21 protein-coding genes and 1 pseudogene are annotated in these 22,978 nt (G+C 39.1%); 2 read left to right on the plus strand and 20 right to left on the minus strand.

The window, feature by feature from the left end:
* Nucleotides 1–114: 114 nt before the first annotated feature.
* The 12 genes and pseudogenes from AO058_RS08870 to AO058_RS18350 form a co-directional block, all read right to left on the minus strand.
* Nucleotides 115–1,628: pseudogene (locus AO058_RS08870) on the minus strand (IS1182 family transposase).
* Between the two features lie 139 nt (nucleotides 1,629–1,767).
* The gene (locus tag AO058_RS08875; RefSeq protein WP_075326110.1) at nucleotides 1,768–1,983 is read right to left on the minus strand and encodes a hypothetical protein; all 216 of its coding nucleotides are present in this window, start codon (nucleotides 1,981–1,983) and stop codon (nucleotides 1,768–1,770) included.
* A 1-nt stretch (nucleotide 1,984) separates the two neighbouring features.
* Entirely contained in the window at nucleotides 1,985–2,305 is a 321-nt protein-coding gene (locus AO058_RS08880) for a rhodanese-like domain-containing protein (protein ID WP_075326111.1), read from the minus strand.
* Between the two features lie 2 nt (nucleotides 2,306–2,307).
* Nucleotides 2,308–2,592: a rhodanese-like domain-containing protein gene (locus AO058_RS08885; protein WP_075326112.1), complete on the minus strand. Its 285-nt coding sequence runs from the start codon at nucleotides 2,590–2,592 to the stop codon at nucleotides 2,308–2,310.
* Nucleotides 2,593–2,789: 197 nt separating this feature from the next.
* Entirely contained in the window at nucleotides 2,790–3,179 is a 390-nt protein-coding gene (locus AO058_RS08890) for a DUF302 domain-containing protein (protein ID WP_075326113.1), read from the minus strand.
* A gap of 179 nt (nucleotides 3,180–3,358) precedes the next feature.
* Nucleotides 3,359–3,568 (minus strand): YgaP family membrane protein, encoded by a 210-nt coding sequence (locus AO058_RS08895; protein ID WP_075326114.1) that lies wholly within the window; start codon nucleotides 3,566–3,568, stop codon nucleotides 3,359–3,361.
* 17 nt (nucleotides 3,569–3,585) lie between these two features.
* Nucleotides 3,586–3,891 carry a hypothetical protein gene (locus tag AO058_RS08900; RefSeq protein ID WP_075326115.1) on the minus strand — a complete coding sequence of 102 codons (306 nt, stop codon included), beginning with the start codon at nucleotides 3,889–3,891 and terminating at the stop codon, nucleotides 3,586–3,588.
* A gap of 131 nt (nucleotides 3,892–4,022) precedes the next feature.
* Nucleotides 4,023–7,262 (minus strand): efflux RND transporter permease subunit, encoded by a 3,240-nt coding sequence (locus tag AO058_RS08905; protein ID WP_075326116.1) that lies wholly within the window; start codon nucleotides 7,260–7,262, stop codon nucleotides 4,023–4,025.
* Nucleotides 7,263–7,288: 26 nt separating this feature from the next.
* Nucleotides 7,289–8,365, minus strand: a complete 1,077-nt coding sequence (locus AO058_RS08910) for an efflux RND transporter periplasmic adaptor subunit (protein ID WP_075326117.1) — start codon at nucleotides 8,363–8,365, stop codon at nucleotides 7,289–7,291.
* Between the two features lie 10 nt (nucleotides 8,366–8,375).
* Nucleotides 8,376–9,683 (minus strand): TolC family protein, encoded by a 1,308-nt coding sequence (locus AO058_RS08915; RefSeq protein ID WP_075326118.1) that lies wholly within the window; start codon nucleotides 9,681–9,683, stop codon nucleotides 8,376–8,378.
* A gap of 20 nt (nucleotides 9,684–9,703) precedes the next feature.
* The gene (locus AO058_RS08920; protein ID WP_075326119.1) at nucleotides 9,704–10,855 is read right to left on the minus strand and encodes an NAD(P)/FAD-dependent oxidoreductase; all 1,152 of its coding nucleotides are present in this window, start codon (nucleotides 10,853–10,855) and stop codon (nucleotides 9,704–9,706) included.
* A complete protein-coding gene (locus tag AO058_RS18350; RefSeq protein ID WP_156858136.1) occupies nucleotides 10,852–10,992 on the minus strand; it encodes a hypothetical protein in 141 nt (46 codons plus the stop codon). Before AO058_RS18350 ends, AO058_RS08920 begins: the two co-directional genes overlap by 4 nt.
* 393 nt (nucleotides 10,993–11,385) lie before the next feature.
* Here AO058_RS18350 and AO058_RS08925 point away from each other — a divergent pair, with 393 nt between their 5' ends.
* Nucleotides 11,386–12,636 (plus strand): S8 family peptidase, encoded by a 1,251-nt coding sequence (locus AO058_RS08925; RefSeq protein WP_075326120.1) that lies wholly within the window; start codon nucleotides 11,386–11,388, stop codon nucleotides 12,634–12,636.
* A gap of 223 nt (nucleotides 12,637–12,859) precedes the next feature.
* On the opposite strand, the gene AO058_RS08930 is transcribed toward AO058_RS08925, so the two are convergent.
* From AO058_RS08930 to AO058_RS08955, 6 genes are all read right to left on the minus strand, one after another.
* On the minus strand, nucleotides 12,860–13,354 hold the full coding sequence (locus AO058_RS08930) for a DUF2231 domain-containing protein (protein ID WP_075326121.1): 495 nt from the start codon (nucleotides 13,352–13,354) through the stop codon (nucleotides 12,860–12,862).
* A 1-nt stretch (nucleotide 13,355) separates the two neighbouring features.
* Nucleotides 13,356–13,673: a hypothetical protein gene (locus AO058_RS08935; protein WP_075326122.1), complete on the minus strand. Its 318-nt coding sequence runs from the start codon at nucleotides 13,671–13,673 to the stop codon at nucleotides 13,356–13,358.
* Between the two features lie 92 nt (nucleotides 13,674–13,765).
* Nucleotides 13,766–15,142 (minus strand): TolC family protein, encoded by a 1,377-nt coding sequence (locus AO058_RS08940; protein ID WP_075326123.1) that lies wholly within the window; start codon nucleotides 15,140–15,142, stop codon nucleotides 13,766–13,768.
* Between the two features lie 8 nt (nucleotides 15,143–15,150).
* Nucleotides 15,151–16,524 (minus strand): HlyD family secretion protein, encoded by a 1,374-nt coding sequence (locus tag AO058_RS08945; RefSeq protein WP_075326124.1) that lies wholly within the window; start codon nucleotides 16,522–16,524, stop codon nucleotides 15,151–15,153.
* Nucleotides 16,525–16,526: 2 nt separating this feature from the next.
* On the minus strand, nucleotides 16,527–18,191 hold the full coding sequence (locus AO058_RS08950) for a peptidase domain-containing ABC transporter (RefSeq protein ID WP_075326125.1): 1,665 nt from the start codon (nucleotides 18,189–18,191) through the stop codon (nucleotides 16,527–16,529).
* Nucleotides 18,192–18,374: 183 nt separating this feature from the next.
* The gene (locus AO058_RS08955) at nucleotides 18,375–19,658 is read right to left on the minus strand and encodes a Kelch repeat-containing protein (RefSeq protein ID WP_075326126.1); all 1,284 of its coding nucleotides are present in this window, start codon (nucleotides 19,656–19,658) and stop codon (nucleotides 18,375–18,377) included.
* 122 nt (nucleotides 19,659–19,780) lie between these two features.
* Here AO058_RS08955 and AO058_RS08960 point away from each other — a divergent pair, with 122 nt between their 5' ends.
* A complete protein-coding gene (locus AO058_RS08960) occupies nucleotides 19,781–20,431 on the plus strand; it encodes a flavodoxin family protein (protein ID WP_075326127.1) in 651 nt (216 codons plus the stop codon).
* Nucleotides 20,432–20,484: 53 nt separating this feature from the next.
* Here AO058_RS08960 and AO058_RS08965 read toward each other — a convergent pair whose 3' ends face one another.
* Complete coding sequence (locus AO058_RS08965) at nucleotides 20,485–20,637, minus strand: SsrA-binding protein (protein ID WP_075326128.1); 153 nt, start codon at nucleotides 20,635–20,637, stop codon at nucleotides 20,485–20,487.
* A gap of 185 nt (nucleotides 20,638–20,822) precedes the next feature.
* Nucleotides 20,823–22,976, minus strand: coding sequence for a M56 family metallopeptidase (locus tag AO058_RS08970; RefSeq protein WP_075326129.1), 2,154 nt, complete (start codon nucleotides 22,974–22,976; stop codon nucleotides 20,823–20,825).
* Between the last annotated feature and the right edge of the window lie 2 nt (nucleotides 22,977–22,978).

A 22,978-nucleotide genomic window follows, 5' to 3' on the forward strand; every position in this document is an offset into this window, starting at 1 on the left:
ATGGCCTTTTTTATTGATAAAAGTTTTTGTGAAAGAAGTGCTTCTTCTTTTGTAGATATTCTTAATGATAAAAAAAGGCAAGGAAGCCCCCTTCCTATGCTATACTGAATTTTCTTAAGTTGCCGCCATAGCAATTAACCCTATTTCAGTAGTTACTTTCTCCATTCCCCGAAGCATAAATCGCTTGAAGCCCATATTTTGCTTGATATTCCCAAAGACGGCTTCCACATCCCAGCACCGACGTTTACGATGTGCTATTCCCGCTTCACTTAATAGTAGGTTCCTGGCTTTTTCCTTGAGACGGATCAGGTTATGATTGCGCTCGATAATCCTGTTCCCTTTGGCTTTATGGCAAGCACCGCGAAGCGGGCACCCCTGGCAGTTTTGAGCCTGGTAGCGATGAACCTGCTGCTTAAAACCCGTAGTGGTTTCACTCTCATAACGCTTTACTTTCTTCATCGCCTGGCCCATAGGGCAGTAATATGTATCGGTTTCTTTATTGTAGAATAGGTTGTCCGGGTGGAATGGGTTTTCCCGATGCTTTTTATCGCGTTGTTCTTTATGGAAGTAGTTGTATTTCACATAAGCAGTAATTTCCTTTTCCTCTAAATCGGTATAATTCTCTTCACTGCCATAGCCGGCATCTGCGGTAAGGCTTTGAGGTGTTTGATCGTAGGAGCCTATATGATCTTGCAGGTGGTTTTTTAAGGTAGTGGTATCTGCGGTGGTTTGGGCTAAGGTATAATTGGTAATGAACTGGTTATTGGTGGAGGCCTGAAGGTTATACCCGGGTTTTAATTGCCCATTTTGTGCATATAATCATCTTTCATCCGCATAAAAGTAGCGTCGGGATCTGTCTTACTATAGCTGTTACGCTTGCCCAGAAGGGCTTCCTGCTCCTGGTATTTCTTCAGGTTCCCTGGCCAGTTCTTCCTGGCATAGTTGAGCTTCTGTTTTACTTTTTTATCGATCTCCTTATCCTTTAATGCGTCATTAATGGCATCAATGGTTTTGGCTACTTCAGCCGGATCGATAGCATCAAAATCAGGTTCATTGGGAAGCATTTGTTCCTGGTCATAAACCTGTTCCACATAAGACCATAGTTCCCGGAGCTGTTTCTTGATACGCGCCTTGCTGTTCTTGATCGATTTGCCCCATACAAAAGTAAAGCGATTGGCATTGGCCTCTATCTTGGTGCCATCCACAAAGAGTTCCTTTAAGGACAGTACACCCTGGTCGGCCAATAAAAGAACCACCTGGTTGAAGATATTTTTAAACTTCCCTTTTAAGCGTTTGCCCCTAAAATCATTGATGGTATTATGATCGGGTTTACTTTGACCGCTGAGCCACATAAAATGAATGTTCTCCTGAAGGGCCTGCTCAATTTTACGAGAGGAATACATATTGCGCAGGTAGGCATAGATGGTCACCTTGAGCAACATCCGGGGATGATAACTGGAAGTACCTCCTCCTTTATAACTTCGCTCCAGGTCAGCGATGTCGATTTGATCAATAATCGTATTGACGATCCTAACGGGATGATGGGCAGGGACCAGATCATCATAACTGGGAGGCAAAAGACTTAACTGCGACTGGTCATAGGTCTTAAATACAACTTTAGCTTTCATTACATCAAAATACTAAAAACCAGAAAATAATACAACAAAAAAGGCTGCCTTTTCAGACAGCCTCTTTTTATTTATAAGCATTGAAAAATGCTGAAAGAATAGAGGACTTAACTATAGATAGCTTTTAGAACAATATTATCTAACGATTAGAGTCTTCTGACCTTACTTCGCAAGTTCCGGTAGAACAATTTCCTCCCACACAGGCAAGTCCAAAAAGCCCCATAGCAGCAGGCCAGGCGCCGAGAAGAATACCAATCCATTCTCCTTCAAATGCGCTTTGCACAATTACAAAAGTTCCTATTAAGAAATAGGCAGCTCTTATCCAGGTCCAACCGGTAGCAATTCTTTTTAGCATATCAAGATGATATTTTACCGTTTAGTGCGGCCCAACTTCCACCGTTATGAACATTTGAGAATCCGTTAGATTTTAGTACACTTTTAGCTGAAGCACTTCTCATCCCCGAAGCGCAACAGGTAATTATTGGCTTATTTTTATCTTTTAATTTTTCAAGATTTGCAGATAGTGTTTGTAAAGGAATATTTTTTGATCTTTTAATATGACCGCCCGAGAATTCTGCTTTACTTCTTACATCTACGATAATTCCGCCTTCCTGCAGGAGTTCTTTATAATTAGGCGCAGGTTTTATTCCTAAAAGCTCTTTAAGTTTTGAAATCATAATTAGGCTGTTTCTGAAGTTAAAAAATTAACTTCAAGCCACGATCCGCCATTTACACAATCAAATCCCTTGTTGCTTAGATAATTTGCAGCCTGTCCGCTTCTATTTCCCGAGGCACAACATAGAATCAAAGGAGATTCCAATTCTTTTAACTCATCAAGCCTTAGTGGAATTTCATTTAACGGGATATTTACGGCTGTAGAAACACTTCCTCCCATAAATTCGTTAACGGTTCTTACATCTACTATTGTTCCCTTATTATTTTTAATTAAATCTTCTGTTTTCATCTTTAAATATTTTATTTGAAAATCATTTTAATCTGTATTGAAGAATACAGAATTGAAAGACAAAATTACTACGAATGCCTTCTTACTACAGTCACTTTTGTTACATAACCGATTAGAAAACAAAGAGAAAGCAAAAAAATCAGGATGGTATAATTACCATCCTGACATTAAGATTTAAAAAATTTGATGCTCAAAATCTAAGAAAGTCTTTCAATCACCGTTTTTAGTTTAGAGCGCACGTCTTGTGCAATATCTCCAAGTTTGTGGTTCTCTACGGCACTCATAGAAGCCACAGGATCTACTGCAGAAACTTCAGTTTTTCCATCTTCTGTTTCCTGTACAATTACGTTACAGGGTAGCATGGTGCCAATCTTGCTTTCAGCAGAAATTGCCTGGTGGGCCATTTTCGGGTTGCAGGCTCCAAGAATTCTGTACTTTCTAAAATCTACATCGAGTTTCTTTTTGAAAGTTTCTTTTACATCTATTTCAGTAAGAATACCAAAGCCTTCTTCTTTTAATTCTTTGGTCACTTTATCTATAGCCTCATCGAATGAATCGTTGAGGACTTTTGAAAAATAATAGCTCATAATATAAATTTTTTGGTTACCCTTAAAGTTAATTTTTTTCTAGCGAGGGAAGAAAAAGGAATTATTAATCTTGTGTGAATTTCCTAAGAATTTTTTCTCCTCAAGCGTATTTTTAGAAAATAATCTAGATCCAGTTTAAAACTATTTTTAAGCTGAATTCCAGGAATATGCTCGATTATTTAGCACTTCTGGCCGGGTTTCATTTCATCTGTCACTCCCAATCTTTCCAGGATTTTATCCATAAGACACCAGTGGGTAAGGGAAGATTGAAGCAGGTTTGCCCCTACAAAAGCGGTAAACCACAACCAGTTAATATTTACATAAACGGCTAATAGAAGGCTAACAAGTACAAAGGTTCCTGCTATTCCACGTACAACTCGATTTTTCATTTTAAAAAGTTTTTAGGTTAGATATAATTTTCAATGTTCACCACGGCAGCTCTGATGGGATTATTGGTTTCCAGGTTCTCATTAAATTCTGAAACCAAATCAAACAGCAGTTCGATCTTTTCATTTTCGGTAAAAGAGAAGAACATAAGCGATTCGTTCCCGCCTTTTTCTCCCGGAAACCAGCTCACGGTAGCAATGACCGAGTTGGTGTTTTTATAACCGTCTATTTCAGTACGGCTGAAGGCTTCAATATTTGCCTTTTTAAAAATGCTGAGGATCTCTTTTTGAAATTCCGCAACACTTGTTACAATTAGTAGTTTCATTTTTTTAAGGTCTAATGTTCAAAGTTTAATGGTGATTCAGTTCTCAGTTTTAGGTTGTGAGTTATCAGTTATTGCTTTTCCAGCGCTCATCACCGACAACCCACAACTCCAAACTGTCTTACATCACTTCCTCAGTTTTTTTCTTCAACAACAATTTCTTTTTTCTCCCGTGTTTCATATTTCTTGCGCTCTATGATATAATACACTAAAGGCACTACCAGCAGCGTAAGAATCGTAGAGACAATAGTTCCTCCCATTAATGAGATTGCCAGCCCCTGGAAAATTGGGTCAAATAGTATCACGAATGCACCTATTACAACAGTTCCTGCAGTTAGAAGAATAGGAGTAGTTCGCACAGCACCGGCTTCTATCACTGCTTGTTTCAACGGAATTCCGTCTTCCAGGCGTAGGTTCACAAAGTCGATGAGCAGCACCGAGTTCCTAACCATAATTCCTGCAAGGGCGATCATCCCTATAAAAGAGGTAGCGGTAAAGAAGGCTCCCATGATCCAGTGCCCAAGTACGATCCCAATTAGGGAAAGCGGAATGGCCACCATCATCACGATTGGCGCACGATAGTTTTGGAACCAACCAACAATTAGGATATAGATGATAAAGATCACTCCCAGGAAGGCAATTCCAAGATCTCTAAAGACCTCAAGGGTAATTTGCCATTCTCCATCCCATTTTACGGTATAATCATCTTCCATTTCGGGTTGTTGTATGTAAAGCTCGTCTAGCTCATAACCGGGAGGAAGTTCGATCTTTTTTAATTTCTCCTCCATTCCTAAGATGGCATAAACAGGACTTTCAAGCTCTCCGGCCATATCTGCCAGCACATACACCACTCGCTTTTGATTCTTTCTGAAAATGCTTTTCTCCCTCACCTTTTCCTCGATTTGAACAAGATCTGCCACACTCACCATTTGTCCGGTTTGTGATACCATTTTGATCTGGGAAATATCTACCGGAGTGGATTTTTCCTGCTCTGCCAGAGCAAGAAGGATTCCCACTCTTTGAGTAGCATCTTCATCATATAAATGTGCAATTGCTCTTTCCCCCAAAGCGGCATTCATTGTATAAACGATTTGCTGCGGAGCAATTCCATAGCGCATTGCTTTCTCTTTGTCGATCTCAAAATGATATTCAGTCTGGTCTGCCTCTACCATCCAATCCACATCTATCACATCTGGGGTTTGTTTTAATATGTTCTGGATCTCATCAGCAATTTCCATTTGCTTCTCGTAATCGGGTCCGTAGACTTCAGCAACAATTGTTGACATTACAGGAGGTCCCGGTGGTACTTCCACGATTTTCACATTGGCATCAAATTTTGCCGCAATCTTCTGAATATCGGGTCGTAATATTTTCGCGATGTCGTGGCTTTGCTCACTTCTTTCGCTCTTGTCTTTCAGGTTTACCTGAATATCGGCCGTATTACTTGCACCTCTCAGGTCATAATGTCTTACTAGTCCGTTAAAGGTTATGGGTGCAGATGTACCCACATAGCTCTGATAATTCACCACCTCCGGTCTTTGGGACAGGTACTGCCCAATTTCCCTGGAAACAGTCGCAGTTCGCTCTAAAGTTGTGCCTTCGGGCATATCTATCACCACCTGGAATTCATTCTTGTTGTCAAACGGAAGCATTTTCACAGCGACCGATTTGGTAAAGAACAAGGCAACAGAGCCCAACAACAACAGCATAGTGGTACCCAGGAAGATCCAGCGGGTCTTTTTGTTGTTAATAAGCGGCCTTTCCAGTTTATTATAGATCTTATATATTCTAGTGTCCTCAATTTGTTCTGCCGATTCTTCCTCAACACTGTCTTTGCCTTTGCTTTTCTCTCTTAAAAAGATGAGCCCCAGGTATGGTGTAATAGTTAGTGCTACGAATAATGACAGGATCATTGCAATGGAAGCTCCAATAGGCATCGGGCTCATATAAGGTCCCATCAATCCACTTACAAAAGCCATTGGCAATACCGAAGCAATCACCGTGAAAGTGGCCAGGATAGTCGGGTTCCCCACTTCGTTAATGGCATAAAGCGCCGCCTGCTTGAACGGCAGCCGTTTCATCTTGAAATGCCGGTGCATATTTTCGGCTATGATAATGGAATCATCTACCACGATTCCTGTTACAAATACAAGAGCAAAAAGGGTAATTCTATTAAGCGTGTAATCCAGCAAATAGTAACTAAGCAGCGTAAGTGCAAAAGTCACAGGGACAGAAAGGAAAACCACTAGTCCGCCGCGCCAGCCCATAGCCAGCATCACCACCAGGGTAACTGCGATAATGGCCCCGATCAAATGCAGCAGTAATTCTGACACTTTATGAGAAGCTGTTTCTCCATAGTTTCGGGTAACTTCAACGTGTACATCATCAGGTATAAGATTTGTTTTCAGGTGTTCCACCTTATCAATGATCACATCGGCTATTTTCATAGCATCCGCCCCTTTGATCTTAGCCACCGATATGGTCACTGCAGGATATTCCGAAGAAAAATTACTTCCCGCTGCAGAGCCTTTTCCGTAGCCAAAAGAAACATATTCCTTGGGTAATTCCGGTCCTTCGATCACTTCAGCAATCTGGTACAGATAGACCGGTTGTTGCTGTTGAGTGCCAATGATCAGGTTCTCCACATCTTCAGCAGATTCGAGGAAACTTCCGGTGTTCACCAGAAATTCAGTATCATTTTGATTGAAACTGCCGGAGGAAAGCTGCTGGTTGCTGGCCTGAATCATTTCAGCCACCCCAAGAAAATCCACTCCACTGGATGCCATTTTATCTTTGTCCAGCACGACGCGCACTTGTCTGCTACGACCACCAATCTTGTTAGTAATGGAAACATCGGGCACTTTTTCTATTTCGTGCGTAAGCTCATTGGCAATTTGCCTAAGCTGGTAATCATCATAAGTTTCACTCCACAAAGTAAGGCCCAGCACGGGTACATCATCAATGGCGCGGGTTTTTACCAGCGGCATCGTGGCGCCCAGCGGCATCTGGTCCATATGCTTCATAAGTTCATTATAAAGCTTTACATAGGAGCGTTCAATATCTTCGCCCACCAGGAATTGCACGGTCACCATTCCCTGTTCCTTCATTGAAGTGGAGTAGATATATTCTACCCCGGGAATATTGGAAACCATTTTCTCCAGCGGTTGTATCACCCGCGACTCAAGTTCTGTGGAGCTTGCACCTGGATAACCAACAAAGATATCGGCCATTGGCACGTCAATCTGGGGCTCTTCTTCCCTGGGGATCAAAAACGAACTGTACACTCCAATGACCATAAACACGATCATTAGTAGCACCGTAAGCTTCGAATCCATAAAACCTTTGGCAATTTTGCCTGCTAATCCTTCTTTCATTTCTTAGTAGTTTTTTTGCTGAAGGCTTATCGAATTTCGAGTTTGGCCCCATTATATAATTTCCCTTCGGCTGAAGAGATATAAGACTCCCCGGCATTAAGACCTGAAAGAACTTCCACCTCATCCCCAACCGTTCTGCCCAGACGCACCCATCTTAGAATGGCTGTATTTTGCTGGCTAGGAGTATAAATTCCTTGGAGATCGCCACGTGTCACAAGTGCTGAAGACGGAATGAGAACAACGTCCCGGTGTTCTCTAGCTGTGGTAGGAAACTGAACGCTGGCATACATCCCCGAATAAATCGAAGCATCGGTCTCGTCTAATGCGACTTTTACCACATACTGCCCGCCTGAATTCTTTGCGGAAGTGCTTATTTCTGAAACTATTCCTTTTAAGGTTTCTCCTGAAGATTTCACCTGTACATCCACTTGTGTTCTCTGTTTAACCGAAGCTATTTCAGATTCCGGAACACTTGCCCTTACTTCAAATTTTCCCGGAACTTCCAAGTTTAGCAACGGCATACCGGGATTTGCCATATCCCCAACCTCAACATTTTTTGAAGTAACTATCCCACTAAATGGTGCGACAATATTGGAATAAGCGAATTGCGCGTTGATCTCGTTTTTTTGCTGCCTGGCACCTTCAAGCCTGGCCTTTGCCATTTCATACCGGGCGGTGATATCATCCATCTCCTTTTGGGAAGCGCTGTTATCTGCAAACAATGAACTGTATCGCTCATAATCTTTTTCTGCATTTCTAAAGGCCGCTGTGGCTTCAGTAATTCCTGCATTTACCTGCGCCCGCTTTGCCTGCAGGTCCGCATTATTGATCTCGATAAGCAGCTGACCTTTTTTTACCTTATCGCCTACTTTTGCATTTACGCGGGTTACATAGCCCATATTTCGGGTGCTTAAAGTGGCATTTTCAACGGCTTCTATTTTTCCGCTAAAAGTGAGGAAAGATTGATCAGATTCTGAAGGAGTTTCTACGGTAACTTCCACTGCCGGAGTATTTTCTGTAATATTTTTTTCTGAAGAGTCCCCGCAACTAAAGAGTAGGGTCGTTGCTCCCAAAAGACTCAGGATATATAATTTGGTTTTCATAAAAAGACTGTTATTTAATTAAAAAATCGAGTTGTGCCTGTGCGTAATTGTATTCGAAGATTGTTTGTGCGTATTCCAGTTGTTTTTGGGAATATTGTGCTTCGGCCGTAAGCAGGTCGCTGGTTTTTTCAAGCCCCTGTTCAAACCTGTTGGAGCGTATGCGCAAAGATTCTTCAGCTTGTTCCAGTGCAAGTCGGGTTAGGTTCAGCTTATTTTCGGCATCCTTTACTGCCCGGCTTGCCCTGTTGCGTTCCATTTCGCTTTTGGAAACATAGGAATCATATTCCAGCCTGGCTTTTTCATAAGTTGCCTTACTTTTCTGAAGTTTTCCGAAGCGCTTGTAACCTTCAAACAAGTCCCATTTCAACTGAATGCCTGCGAGATATCCGCTGGCATCGCCAGAAAATATTTCATTATCATAAAGTTCATAGCTTCCAAAGGCATTCAGACGAGGTAGAAAAAACATTTTATCTGCCTGCAGCATTTCGCCGTAAGCCTCAGTCGCCAGTTCCATTGCCCGAATATCTGCTCTGTCTTTAGAAACAGTTTCAATATTTTCCTGAACAGGAATTGAAACTTCCAAAGGATCTGTAGGTTCGAAAATAATATTTACTGGTTCGTTTAAAAGATATGCCAGATAATCTGATGCATTGATCACATTGCTCTTTGCATACTGAAGCTGATTATTGACTTCAGAAACCCTTATTTCTACTGAAAGTACATCTGATCTTTGCAGATATCCCTGTTTATAAATGTCATCCGCGAGTTTCTTATTGGCAAGTGCTGCCTTTTGGGCGCTTTCTAAAACTGTTACTGCCTGGTGTGCGAGTTGCAGTTGCATATAAGCTTTCTCCACTTCCAGCACCATATGGTTTATGGTTCGATCTGTTTGTAAAGCAGTGGCGTCCATTTTCTTTTTTGCCGCTTTTCGCTGGTAGATCCCGTCTAAATTGATAAGCGGTTGCTCCACTTCGATCTTTGTGGCAAAATTGTTGATCCTTTCAGGATTGTTTAAAAAATCAGGATTGAAGTCACTCTGCGTAACAATTTCCTGGTTCAGTTTAGACCCAAAAGCCATCAAAGGATTGGTAGTGGTCATCCCGGTATGGGAAACTGCCACGTTTGGTAAAAAGATTGAATTTGTTTGCCGGTAATCTCCCCTGGATTCGAGGAACTCCTGCTGTGAGATCTTGATCTCCCTGTTGTTTTCCTTTACCAGCTGGACGGCTTCACTTAAGGATATGGGCTTCGTTTCCTGCGCCTGTAACCATAGCCCCGGCAGTAAAGCCAACATTGTAAATATATATTTGATGTTCATCGTTTGTATATTATCTCTGATTAAAAGTTTTTGAAGAACCAGAATTTTTCATCCCACCATTTGGAGAAATGTCCCCACTGGGCGGGGGTTTTCATCTTTACCTCATTCTTCCCGGTAGCCGAAAACCTTCCTCCGGTCTCACTGGCTTTACCTTCGCCCGCTTCGATAAAGTATTTTCCTTCGGGCACGAAAGTTTGATCTGGTTTTTGATTTGAAAGTATTCTGCCAATATTATGAGCTACTACCGCTGCCTGTTGTCTTGCAAAAACCCCGATCTTTGGAAGCACAGATCCGGTTTCAGCTTTTACGTGGGTGATATCTCCTATCGCATAAACATTTTCATATTTGGTTTCCAAGGTCTTGTTATCCACATCTACCCATCCGGAATTTCCTGCTAAATCGCTCTTTTTGATCACCCCGGGTAGCTGGTGCAGTGGAGTATAGGCCAGGAGATCATAAGCATAGGTTTCTCCATTGCTGAATTCCAGTACATTTCCTGAAACAGCTTTCAGTTCGTGGTTTGGGAAATATTTGATCCCTTTTTTTCCCAGCAGTTCCTTTAGTTCCCGCGAAGCTTCAGCACCGGCGAATTCCATTGGGCCGGCTTCAGGCGTATACAGAGAAATATTAGTGGATTTAGGAAGGTTGTTCTTTCTTACGAAATCTTCTATAAGCATCGCAGCTTCATAAGGCGCTGCCGGGCTTTTAAACGGAAGGGAAGAAACTAAAATAGCAACTTCACCTCCGTCAAACTTTTTTAGTTCAGCATAAAAATCCTGAGCTCCTTTTAGGGTAAAGAAATTAAAGCCAAATTGTTCAAGGTTATAAACATCTGCCTGCTCCACGCCCAGGGAAACTACCATATGATCTCCTTTATACTGCTTCCCTTTTACGGTTACAGCAATATTTTCTGGATCTATGTTTTCTATTTCCCCTCTAATAATTTCCAGGCCTGAAGCCTGCAGTTTATCTGTACGTTCTATGATCTCCTGCTGTTTGCTTTTTCCAACCATTATCCATGGGAGAGATGGCGAATACACGTTGGTTTCCTCTTTCTCGAAAACCAGGATCTTTACAAGATTGATATCTTCTTCATTCCCGCTGTGTCTGCTCAGTTCTCTTGCAGTGACAATTCCGCCTTGTCCGGCTCCTAATACTAAGATGGTTTTCATAATTGATTATTTTTAAAATTGATGCTGTGAATGCTTATTGCAATAGCTTCAGCTGGTGCTGTGGGATGCACCATAGAAGCCAAAATTTTTGGAAATTCTATCAGGATTTCTCTTAAGTAGTCTTGTAGGTTGTTCATTATTCAATTTTTATGTTGTTGAGGTCAATCCTCAAACAATTTTATTTCTAATTAGATGACAAAATTAGTGGGTGGATTACCTGTGGGAAGCAACTTTTGTTACATACAGGTCTGGTTGTCAGGTGGGTATACGGGAATATTTTTTAGGGTCCTATGAGGAAAATCAGGTTTTTGGAAACCTGTTGAAATTTTAATTCATAGTAAGAAAATACTTACATTAAAAAATAATTTTATCCTTAAGAATCCCTGGAAATAAATAGGGCCAGACTGAAAATTTTATAAAATTAAAATAATCATATTATCAAATTATTAAGATAAAAGTTTGGAAATTGTCGATAAAGTGATAGATTAGACGAATCTATTAACCTTTTATTAATCAAACATTTTATTTTTATGGATTTAAAAAACTTTAAATCGTTCGCGGTAACTGCAATAGCTGCCGCTTTTTTTGTTTCATGTTCTCAGGACCAAGCACGAGAACAACCTATGGATGAAGAATTGGTAGCTCCTTCTTCAGCCGATATTATTGAAGGCCAGTATATCGTAGTTTTTAATGAAGATATTACCGGAAATGCTTCTTCAAAATATCCGGAAAGTTATACCAAAGCTCAGGAAGAAGTGGCTAATACTACCAAAAGGGTATTATCTGAAGCTAATATTCCTGACACTGAACTTTTAGCTGTTTATAGTAAAACAATTAATGGTGCAGCCCTTAAACTTAACCTGCAGCAGGTGGAAGCTTTAAGAGGTAAAAAAGAAATTGCTTTCATCGAGGAAGATAGAATTGTGCAATTTGCCCCTCCTTGTGGAACGCCAAACGGCGGGCCCTGTGATGAAGATCCGGGAGATGGAGACGATGGGGGAGGAGACTCTTCCCAGGATGTACCTTACGGAATTACCCGGGTTAATGGTGTAGCTTCTTACACTGGTTCTAACGTTGCGTGGGTAATTGATAGCGGAATAGACACAGATCATCCAGATCTTAATGTGGATGCTTCAAGAGGATTTAATGCATTTACCTCTGGAAGAGATGGAAAATCTACCGATGATGGCAATGGTCATGGAACACACGTTGCCGGAACTATCGCTGCTTTAAATAATGATTTTGGAGTTGTTGGGGTAGCACCGGGAGCTTCAGTTATTCCTGTAAAAGTTTTGGATAGTCGTGGTAGTGGTTCTTACTCTGGCGTAATAGCCGGTGTAGATCACGTTGCTGCTTACGGAAGTGCTGGCGATGTTGCCAATATGAGTCTTGGCGGGCCAACTTCAGATGCTTTAGATAGCGCAGTACTTTCAGCTTCACAAAACGGAATTATTTTCGCTCTTGCAGCCGGAAATGAAAGTTCTGATGCGAATACCAGTTCTCCTGCGCGAGTAAACGGAGCAAATATCGTAACGATCTCTGCAATGGATTCTAACGATAACTGGGCTTCTTTCTCTAACTACGGAAATCCGCCGGTAGATTACGCTGCTCCAGGAGTTGCGGTTAATTCTACCTGGAAAGACGGTGGTTACAATTCAATAAGCGGTACTTCTATGGCTTCACCACATGCAGCCGGAGTTCTATTATTAGGAAGTGCCTCTACTGATGGAACTGTAAATGGAGATCCAGATGGAACTGCAGATGCGATTATTGTACACTAAAAAATAGCTTAAATTTTATACTGAAAAGCACCGCTCTGGCGGTGCTTTTTTATTTAGTTAATGCTTTTATGATTCGTTGCTCATTAATTAGAACATCCAGAAATAATACATGTGGAAATTGATTGTTGTTTTTTCAGCTTCTCCTTGTTATCAGCCGCACTTAAGCTTTTTTTAATTTTGAAGGAGTTTTGATTAATCTGAAATTATTTTAAAATAAAGTCTGTTAATTAAATTCAGCACAATCGCCTGATGGCTGATAAACACCTGCTCCCTGTTGGTAAACTAAGGTGGCGCCTAAATGCCCTACATAAATAAGATAACCGGAGCCTATTGATAATGTAACGATACAAAGAATGGATAATAAATTCTTCTTTTGGGTAAGTAATCGAATTCTTGAAAATTTTAATAGATCAAGAAGGAGGGAAGCAGTAAAAAGCCAGGCGGTCACATACGCCAGGTTTTGGTGTTGTTTAAGAACTGTGGGATCACAAATTTTTCGTGAGACAATACCATCGGCTAGATTGCCGGTATAAATTGCAATCCAAACTCCTATTGTACCTAATAAAAGTAGTATAGTTCCTCCTTGTTTCCAGACTTCTTTTGCCGAGCCCAGTGCTATTAACTTAAACAAAAAAGCAACTAATAAAATGGCGATAGGAAAATGAACGGACAGAGGATGAAAAACCTCTGTCCGCCAAAAATCAGGTAACTGATTCATTTTATTCCATAATTTTTACAGAAATGGGATCTAAACGTTTTCCTACTTTTTCTACTTCTACTTCAACCTTTTGACCTTCTTTCAATTCTGAAAAATCTACAGTGCTTCCATTTCGGGTTAACTCGGTAGTTTCCTTGAAATACAACTCTAAAGTCTTGTTATCGTTTGTTTTTACGTAAATCTCATCTTTAGAAGGTTCAACCTCTTCTATTGTTCCTTGGTAAGTTCCAGATTCTACGGTATCAGTACTCTCTCCACAAGAAACCATAAAAAGAAAAATGCCTAAAAAAGCAACGGATTTAAAAATTTTACTGATCATAATTTTAATTTTTTGATTATCTAATTTTAAAGTTACAAATAATATGTTTGGATAGAATAAACCTAAAGGAGTAATTACGTGTGCAGTGAAATTTACTGCGCAGGATTTCTCCCCAGGGCCTGCAGGTACTCTGCCTGGGTTTTTAAATATTTAACCTGAAGATCTAATTGCTCCAGCCTGGCCTCTATAAACCGGGTTTCGCGGGTATTTATTAAAAAGATTGAACTTTCTCCAAAATTGAATTTACGCACTTCTGCCTGAAGTAATGCATTAGAATCTACCACCATTTGTTCTGTCATTTCAATTTGCTCTAAAAAGGCCTGAAGTTGTTGTTCCAGGGCATTAATTTTGGCTTGTAACTGGTTGTCTTTAAGGTTTAGCTCTAATTTGGCATCCTGCAGCTCAAATTCGGCTATCTTAAGATCGCCACGTTCCCTTCTTAAAAATAATGGCATAGAAAATTTTACACCCGCTTTGTACGCACTGGCATTAAAAGTTTCAAAGTTTTCGGGTTCTTCTGAAAGGAAATTATACTCCAAATCTATTTTGGGTAATAACTGATTAATGCGATAGCGTTTTTCTATTTGGAGCGCTTCAATTTTTCTCCTGTAAAATTCTAATTGCGGGTGGGTATCTAAATTTGCTTCAGGAATTTCAGAAATTAAAGTACGGAAAACTTCTTCGGTAGTTACGGGTCTTACCTGTTCCTGTAAAATAAGCGGTTGATCCTGGTTCCATAAATAGGTAGAAAGTTCCAGCCGTTTTTTTCTGAGTTCTACAATGGCCTGGTTAGCCTGGAGTCTACGTTTTTGAATATTTAGGCTTGCTTCTACGGTGTCTATCCCTGCAACTTCGCCCATTTGAGCGCCGCGCCTAATTCCGCGATAGCGTTCATTTGCATTCTCTAGAAAATCTTCAAAAATCTGTAATTTCTGGTGCGCTCTTAACCATTCAAAATATACAAACGAAGCATCCAGAAGAATATCATTTATCATTAATTGCTGCTCGGCCCGGCTTTGGTCCCGATAGGCCTGGGCTTTGCGTAAACCCGCCATTCTAGAATTAATCCAAAGTCCTTCTCCCACCGATAAAACTACGCCTGCCTGAAATAAACCGGGTTCTGGCACTTTGTTTTGCGGATTTACATAGGCGCCCTGATTTTGTTGAAATCCGCCTTTTAATTTTAATCCGTACCACATAGGTACTTGTAATTGGGCATCAAGAAGGTCGTAATATTCGGTACCTTTATACTCTTTTTCTTTATAATCTACCTCAAAGCGAGGGTCAAATGCACCTCTTGCTGCCTGTACTTCGGCATCACCTATATTTCTTACCAATCCTGCCTGGCTAACTACAGGATGTTCACTTACTACAATATCTAAAAATTCGGTATAACTCAGGCTGTCTGTTTGGGCAACTGCCGAAGAACAAATAAAGAATAGGATTGTAAAATAGTGTACAAAGCGCATTTATTTGGCTACTTTTTATTATTACTTTTTGCCGCTTGAGATTCAGTATTGTCACCGGTTCCCGGTTCGTAATAGTTAGGGGGGAAACCGTTTAAGTTTCGCCATAATTCATACCAAATAGGAACATTTTCTAAGAGGGCTATAGTTTGCGCACCACTGCCAATTCCTATTTGTTCCGGCCAGGGATTATCATCGGGATCAGGGGCGAGGAGAACACGGTATTTACCATTTTTTGAAATATAATTTTCTACCGCAACTACTTCGGCACCATAAGTACCATAAGAAAGATTGGGCCAGCCGCTAAAAATTATTGAGGGCCAACCATCAAACTGAATACGAACCTCTTCGCCCACATGCATAAGTGGTAAATCTAATGGCCTAACATACGTTTCTACCGCCATTTGATAGTTGGAAGGCATTATACCTACTAATTGCTCTCCTTGTGAAAAAGTTTCACCTAAACCTGCGCGTAGAGCTTTATTTACGTAACCATCCTGGGGTGCAAGAATATAATATAAATTGCTACGCTGTTGGTAATTTGAAAGCTGAATTTGAAGTTTATCAACTTCAGCGCGAGTACCAAATTGGTTGCTTTGAGTGGTAAAAATTTCCTGCCTGGTTTTAGAAATTTTATCAGCGTATTCAGCAGAAATTCGGTTTATTTCAATTTCAGCATTTATTACTTCATTACGGCTGGCTAAAAGTTGATTTTCTTGCGCAATTAGTTGGGCCTGGGCTTCCTGCAATCTTAAACGCCTCGCTTCCAAATCGGTTAAAGATTTTAAACCTTCTTCTTGCAGGGTTTGCATACGTTCAAATTGCGTTTTGGCAATTTCTACCTCGGTTTTTGCTGCTTCCAGTTTAATACTGTCGCTACGAACCTTTAAGCCGGCTTGCGCCAGTTTATTAGTGGCCATACTTCGCTTTAACTCCCGTTCTTGCTGCTGCGCTTCTAATTGTTGCCTAAGTGCTTCTATCTTTTCGTCATAGGAGTCGGCCGATTGGCGTTTGGCGTCTATTTGGCTGGAAGTTCTATTGATTAATAAAGGATCAAAATAATCACTACTCACCTCTGAAATTCTTAAAATAGTATCTCCTCTATTTACAAAATCCCCTTCGTTAATATACCATTGCTCAATTTTCCCGGGGATGGGAGATTGTATGGTTTGTGGGCGGTGTTCCGGGCTTAGCGTGGTAACATTTCCACTAGATCTTATATTTTGTGTCCAGGGTAAAAAGAGAATAATTATAAATAATAAAAAAAGGCCAATTAGCACCTTATTAAATATAGTGTAGTGTTTTCTATTAAAAACGAATTTCCCCGATCTAGAGTCAGAAATATCTATACGCTCGTTTAATTTTTCTTCAGAAATATTCAGCATATCTACAGGGATTTAACGATTTTACCATCCTCTAATTCCAGGCGCTCATCACAAATTTCTTTCCATAAATCATCATTACTGGCTACAATTAAGCTCCATTTTTGCTGCGGATCGGTTAAAAACTTTAATATCCTTTTCTTTTCCTGAGGTTCAAATTTCGTAAAAGGTTCTTTTAAAATAAGTATTGCAGGCTTATTTACAATAGCCCTGGCCAGGATAATTCTTTGTGAAATAAGGGAAGATAAATATCTACCTTCAGGATGAATTTGAGTATAAATACCATTGTTTTGCTCTTTTACAAAATCTTTTAAGCCAGCCTGTTCTAAAGCCCAATCTATATCCTGGTCTGAAATAGATTCATCTCCAAAAGTTATATTCTCCCAAAGACTACCTTCAAACGGAATTTCATCGGGTAATAAAGTCCCTAGATATTGCCGATATTCATTTAAAACAAGGGTGTGCCGGGCGAGATCGTTTACATAAATTTTACCTTTTGTAGGACTAAAAATACCTGAAATGAGTTTTAAAAGACTGGTTCTTCCATTTCCTGCCGGCCCGGTAATTACAAGCGATTTTCCGGGGTTCACTACAAAATTAATTCCCTTTAAAACCGAATAACCTTCCGGCTCAAATGCCACATCTTTAAATTCCAGTTTAATACCATTAGAAGCGTTTACAGAATTTTGATTTTCTGAAGGTTCTAAGGGTTTATCTACTACCTGTCCCAGTTTCTCCAGCGAGGTAAGGGTGTCATAAATATCCTCAAGGCCTCGTATCATTTTCTCTACGGAAGAAATAATTAAGAGAATAATGATCTCGGCGGCTACAAATTGACCAATATTCATTTGTTGGTTTAGAACCAACATTCCTCCAATAGCCAGGAGACCACCGGCTACCAAAACCTTAAAAATAATAAGTTTAATGTACTGAATTTTAAGAACGCCAAAATGCTCTTCCCGTTCCCTCAGGTATTTTTCGGTAAGTTTATCGTTTTTATCCAGCGCCAGCTTGCTTCGGCCAGAAATTTTAAAACTGTTTAAGTTTCGGGCAACCTCCTGAATCCAGTGAGCTACCTGGTATTTGTTTTTAGATTCGTCTAAGCTGGTTTTTAAACCTTTGGCAGCGGTAAATTTAAAGACGATATAAATTAATAATACCAGTAATAGTCCATATAAAATAAAAAATGGGTGATAAAGGGAGAGCAGTATAACTCCAAAAACAACCTGGACTGTGGCCGCCGGGAGATCTAATAAAATTTTGCTTACTCCTTTTTGAACTTTTAGGGTATCAAAAAAACGGTTTGCCAGTTCTGGCGGATAGATATTTTGTAAAGCTTCACTTTTAATTTTGGGAAAACGGTAGGAAAATTCAAAACTGGAACGTGTAAATATTTTTTGCTGAATATTTTCTGCCAGTCTAAGTTGTAGCAACTCAAAAACTCCAACCAAACCTACTGCGAGCGTAACTAAAATCACTAAAATTACCCAGCTGGTACTAACTTTTCCTCCCTGAATTAAATTCACAATAGCCTGTATACCCAGGGGAACTGCCAAATTTAATAAACCCGCGAAAAGTGCATAAAATAAAATATGACTTACATCGCGCTTGTCTAATTTTAGTAAATTCCAAAGTCTTTTTACCGGAGTACCTGGTTTAGTTTTGCTCATTAAGTAATACTATGCAGTTTAAAAAGTGATTTTCCATAATATGCAAAAATAATTTTCAAAAGAATTTTTCATTAGGGTTTAATCAAATTTTAACGCTTGTTCTTGCTTTATTTTTGATTAGGTTTCCCGGTATTATATTATTTGGGATGCAAATTTATTCCATTTTATAATGAGGTTAAGGGGTTACTTCTCGTTATTCTTATTCAAGCTTACTTTAAGGTCTTCTTTTTTACCCGCTCTTTTAATAAACAGTTCTCCGGGATTTTGATTTCCTTTTATTTTTAATTCAAATTCTGAACGTGGGGCTAAAATGAATGGGAGACTTTTGTTATTAACAATACTAAAATTATCACTAATATTTATTTCGGTAATTATAATAGCCTGGTTACCTCCTTTATGAGAAATTCTAAGACTTTTTATTTCTTGTTTTGAAAAATCAAGATTGTCTTGTGATGCTTTTAATTCCCCTGCCAGAATAGCATCGGTACTAAAATTAAGGGAATTGTCTTTGGCAAAAACTTCAAACGAATTTAACTCTGGGCCACCACCTCGATTTCCGCTTCCGGCACCAATAATAATTTGCTTATTAATGGTAATTGCCTGGGTGCCGTGCCGGCCTTGTTTTAATGGAGGCAGGCTATCCCATTTTCCATCAGCAAAATTAAAGATTTCAGCTTCATTGTGCGCTTTTTCCTGGGCATCACTTTCACCTCCCAAAATTACAGGCTTATTATCTAAAAGTCCAACTGCCGTGCCGCCTCTTGGCGTAGGAATTTCAGAAATGGTTTTCCATTTTCCCGCATTAAAATCGTAGATATCTGTGGCTTTCACTGTACCGGCAAATCCGTTTCCTTCAACACTTCCAGATTTCCTTCCGCCGGCAACAAAGAGTATATCCCCAGTTATTACTGCTTGAAAGTGATCCCGTTCATTAGGCGAATTTGGAAGTATTTTCCATTTATTTTTATAAACATCATATTCATCAAACCAATTTACCCAACCGGAAGTATGCCCATTAGTAATTCCGTTTATTAGGTATATTTTTTTATCTTTTATTGCAACGCCGGCAGCACCACGTCTACGGTCTTCAGGAATTTCGGGTCCTTTTACCCATAAATTTTCTAAGGGGTCGTAAATATAAATATTAGGAATAGGATCTTCATCTGGCCAGCCACCGGTAAATGCGCCTAATATATATACAAGTCCGTCCAGGCTCACGGCCTGTGTATGGTGAATTTCCAGGGGAGGTTGTGCTCCTTTTTTCCATTTTTGGTTTTCGGTTTCGTAGATATCAATTGGTTTATTACCGCGACCTCCAATTAAAATAAACCGCTTTCCTGCCTGTACAAAAGCATTCTCGTGGCGTTCCTGTGCTTCTCCATTTGCAGGAAGAGTTTTCCAGGATTGAGAATTAAGGCTAATTACCGAAAAACAAAGAATACTAAGTAAAAGGTATTTTTTCATCATAATTAATACTTTATCATAAATATAAGGCTTCTAACAAAACACTAAGGTAGGTTTAACCAAGCCTTAACTGCTTTAAGTCTCCCTTTTTAATAAGTTGCATAGTAAACCATAAAATCTAAATTATGAAACTGAAAGCTTTATTTTTGAATTGTACACTTAAAAAATCTCCCAAAACATCTAATACCGAAGCCTTTATTGAAGAAGCTGAAAAGGTTTTTAAAGGCCTTGATGTTTCTACCGAAATTGTTCGCGTAGTAGACCATGATGTAAAATTTGGAGTTACCTCTGATGAAGAAAATGGAGATGAATGGCCTAAAATTTTAAAGAAGGTAAAAGCTGCCGATATTTTAATTCTAGCTACTCCAATTTGGCGTGGAGATCGGGGTGCCGTGGCTAAAATGGTTGCCGAACGTTTTGATGGAATAATGGAAGAGGGAAGCGAAGAAAACGGGCAATTTCCAACTTATAATAAGGTAGCCGGAGTTATGGTAGATGGGAATGAAGACGGTGCTAAAAAAGCAATTTCCAGTATGGTTTTTGACCTCTCTGAGCACGGATTTACTGTTCCCGTAAACGGATTTTGCTATTATGTGGGTGAAGCCGGGCCCGGGCCAAGTTATATTGAAGCCGAAGGGAATAAACACGAATTCACCAATAATATGATGTTACTTATGGCTCACAACCTGGTGCATTTAGCAAAAACCTTAAAAGAAAATCCGTATCCTACTGATGTGAAAAAACTGGAAGAAAAAGCTAAAAAAATGAGTAAGTAGGGGAAACTTGAATATATACAGGAAGCTCTTAAGAATTGTCTTAAGGGCTTTTTTTAGTCTAAAGAATTCCTGGTAACCCAGGATTTCCAGCCAATAATTGCCATTTGTACTTTACTGGCTTTTCTTAGATCCAGTTCTTTTTTAGTGTAGCTGGGCAGAACCTTCTTGTTAAGTTTAGAAAGTGCTTTAAAAAATTTCTTTTTCATTTTTGGTTGGTTTACTCGATAATCGAGATTTAAATGCGCTGAGGTTTGCCTCAATATTCATATATTCAATTCTTCCTGAATTTGCCTCAAAGCGGTTTACTTCAAAGATATTGAAAATCAGGTAAAAGAAAAAAGCAGGGAATTAACCTGCCTTTAAATTCAAATTTAAATCAAAAGAAAAATTATTATTTATCTTTTTTAGTAGTAATTTCAATAACCCCGTCTTCGGCATCTTCTCCATATTTTTCTAAAGCAACTGTACCTTTAAGAACATTAATTTTTTCAACATCTTCGGGTTGTAGTTTTTCTTCCATAAACTCTGCACTTTCCTTTTTTCCATCAATTATAACTAGAGGCGAAGCTTGCTTATGCCCATTCGTGAAAATATTGGCCTTAACAGTATAGCCTGTTGAGTTATCTGATTTTTTATCTTCTTCATATTTATGAAAAGCGTTTATATCTTTGGAATTAGAAAAACTTAAACTTTTGCCGGTTATTATTTCGTAATCTGTTTTCTTTTTGAATGTTTGAAATCCGACTGAATGAGCTTGGGTTTTTATCACCTTTTTTTCAGTTTTCTTTTTAGATTTATCCAAAACCCCGGTAGTAATAATCACCGCCCCATCTTTGGCGTCTTTCCCATAAAGAGAAGTTGCGTTTTCGCCTTTAAGAACATTTACACTTTTAATAAGATCTTTATCTATTAACTCAACAATTTCTTTCTTACTTTTTTCACCGTTTAATATATAAAGGGGATCGCCGGGGATTTCTTGAGGATTTTTAGAGTTTTCGCGTAACTTTTTATTTTTGTTTTTTTTCTTCCCCTTAAAATTAGTTTGGAGGGAAATTAAACTCGGTGATCTACCGTGTTCTATTTGTAAGAATTCGCGTTTGGTTTCAGAATCCTCTTTATCAATTCTCTTTAATTCATTCTGTAAATTATCGATGATTCTTGCATTATTGGCAATAATTGCTCCGTTTTCGGCTTCATTTCCATATTTTGCCTTTGCTTCCTCAGCTAAAGAAATACTTATTCCTTGCTTAGAAATATCAAGGTGTTTCCCGTCTAATTCTTTAGAAGTATATTTCTTACTGTCTATAATATATAAGGGATGTTTCCCTAGTTTACCTAAAGCACTTCCGTTAGAAGATATAGCGCCTTTTTCCAAAAGGGTATTGGCTTTCCTAAAACCAGTTTCTTTTTTATCTGTAAAGATTTCAAAAGATTCAATTCCTTCTGTATCGTTGGTTGAGAAAGTTCCGGTTTCGTTGGTTTCTTTGTTTAAGAAGGAAACTTTTATACCGGTAAGTAGTTCGTTGGAATATTTAATTTCTGAAAACTCCAGTTCAACATTGAATTTCTGAAAAATTCCAGAAATTTTTTCCAGACCTTCCTCTTTAGAAAATTTTGTAATTGTAGCTGAAACTGATTTATTTACTTGAACAGTTTCTACAGGATTTTCAGATTTTTTTGTTTGGGCCTTGGTCTTTACATTAAAAGCGAGCATAAAAGCCAGGACAAATGGAAAAACAAGGCTTAGTTTCCAAAGTTCGGTATTTTGAGATGATTTTTTATTCAACATAAGAATTCGTTTTTTGATAAATGACTGGTAAAAATGATTGGTAAGTGCAGGTTGTAAATTTGAAATTGAAACTTTTACCAAAGCCTGCTGATAAGATTTTTTTGCCCCCGAAATAGCCACCGTCTCCCTGTCGGCTATATATTCCAGATTTTGTTCAACGCTTTTTTTATACAACCAGCTTAACGGGTTAAACCAAAGTAGGGCGGTAGTAAGATTTGCTATTAGTATATCTATAGAATGCCATTGCGCCGCGTGTATCTTTTCGTGTTGCAAAATCATTTGCAAATCTTTTTCTGAATGCGCCGCAGGATTATAAACAATGAATTTAAAGAATGAAAACGGACTTACCGTAGTATTGGTTGTAAGAAAATTAAAACCATCTATTTTATGAATTTGGCTTTTTTTAATAAGTTGCCAAATGTTGAAAAGCTGCACAAAAATTTTTGTTAGGAAAGACAGGGCAACACTTAAATAAGCAAGACCCAGGACTTCCCAGGCGCCAAAATTGGATGCTATATTTTCTGAAGTAATATTTGTGCTTGCAGGAAACTCGTGGAAGGGAAAGTTATTAGCTTCTACCATCACTTTCCGGGTAAAATAAATTGCCGGTAGAACTGCTGAAGTTAAAATTCCAACCATGAGAAAATTACGATTTATCTGGAAACTGGTTTCCTTTCTTAGTAAAATAATATAGGCCAGGTAAAAAATACTTAGCAAACCGGCGCTTTTAAGAAGATAGGTTAAGAATGCTTCCATAA

Source organism: Salegentibacter sp. T436 (genome assembly GCF_001932675.1).
GTDB lineage: Bacteria > Bacteroidota > Bacteroidia > Flavobacteriales > Flavobacteriaceae > Salegentibacter > Salegentibacter agarivorans.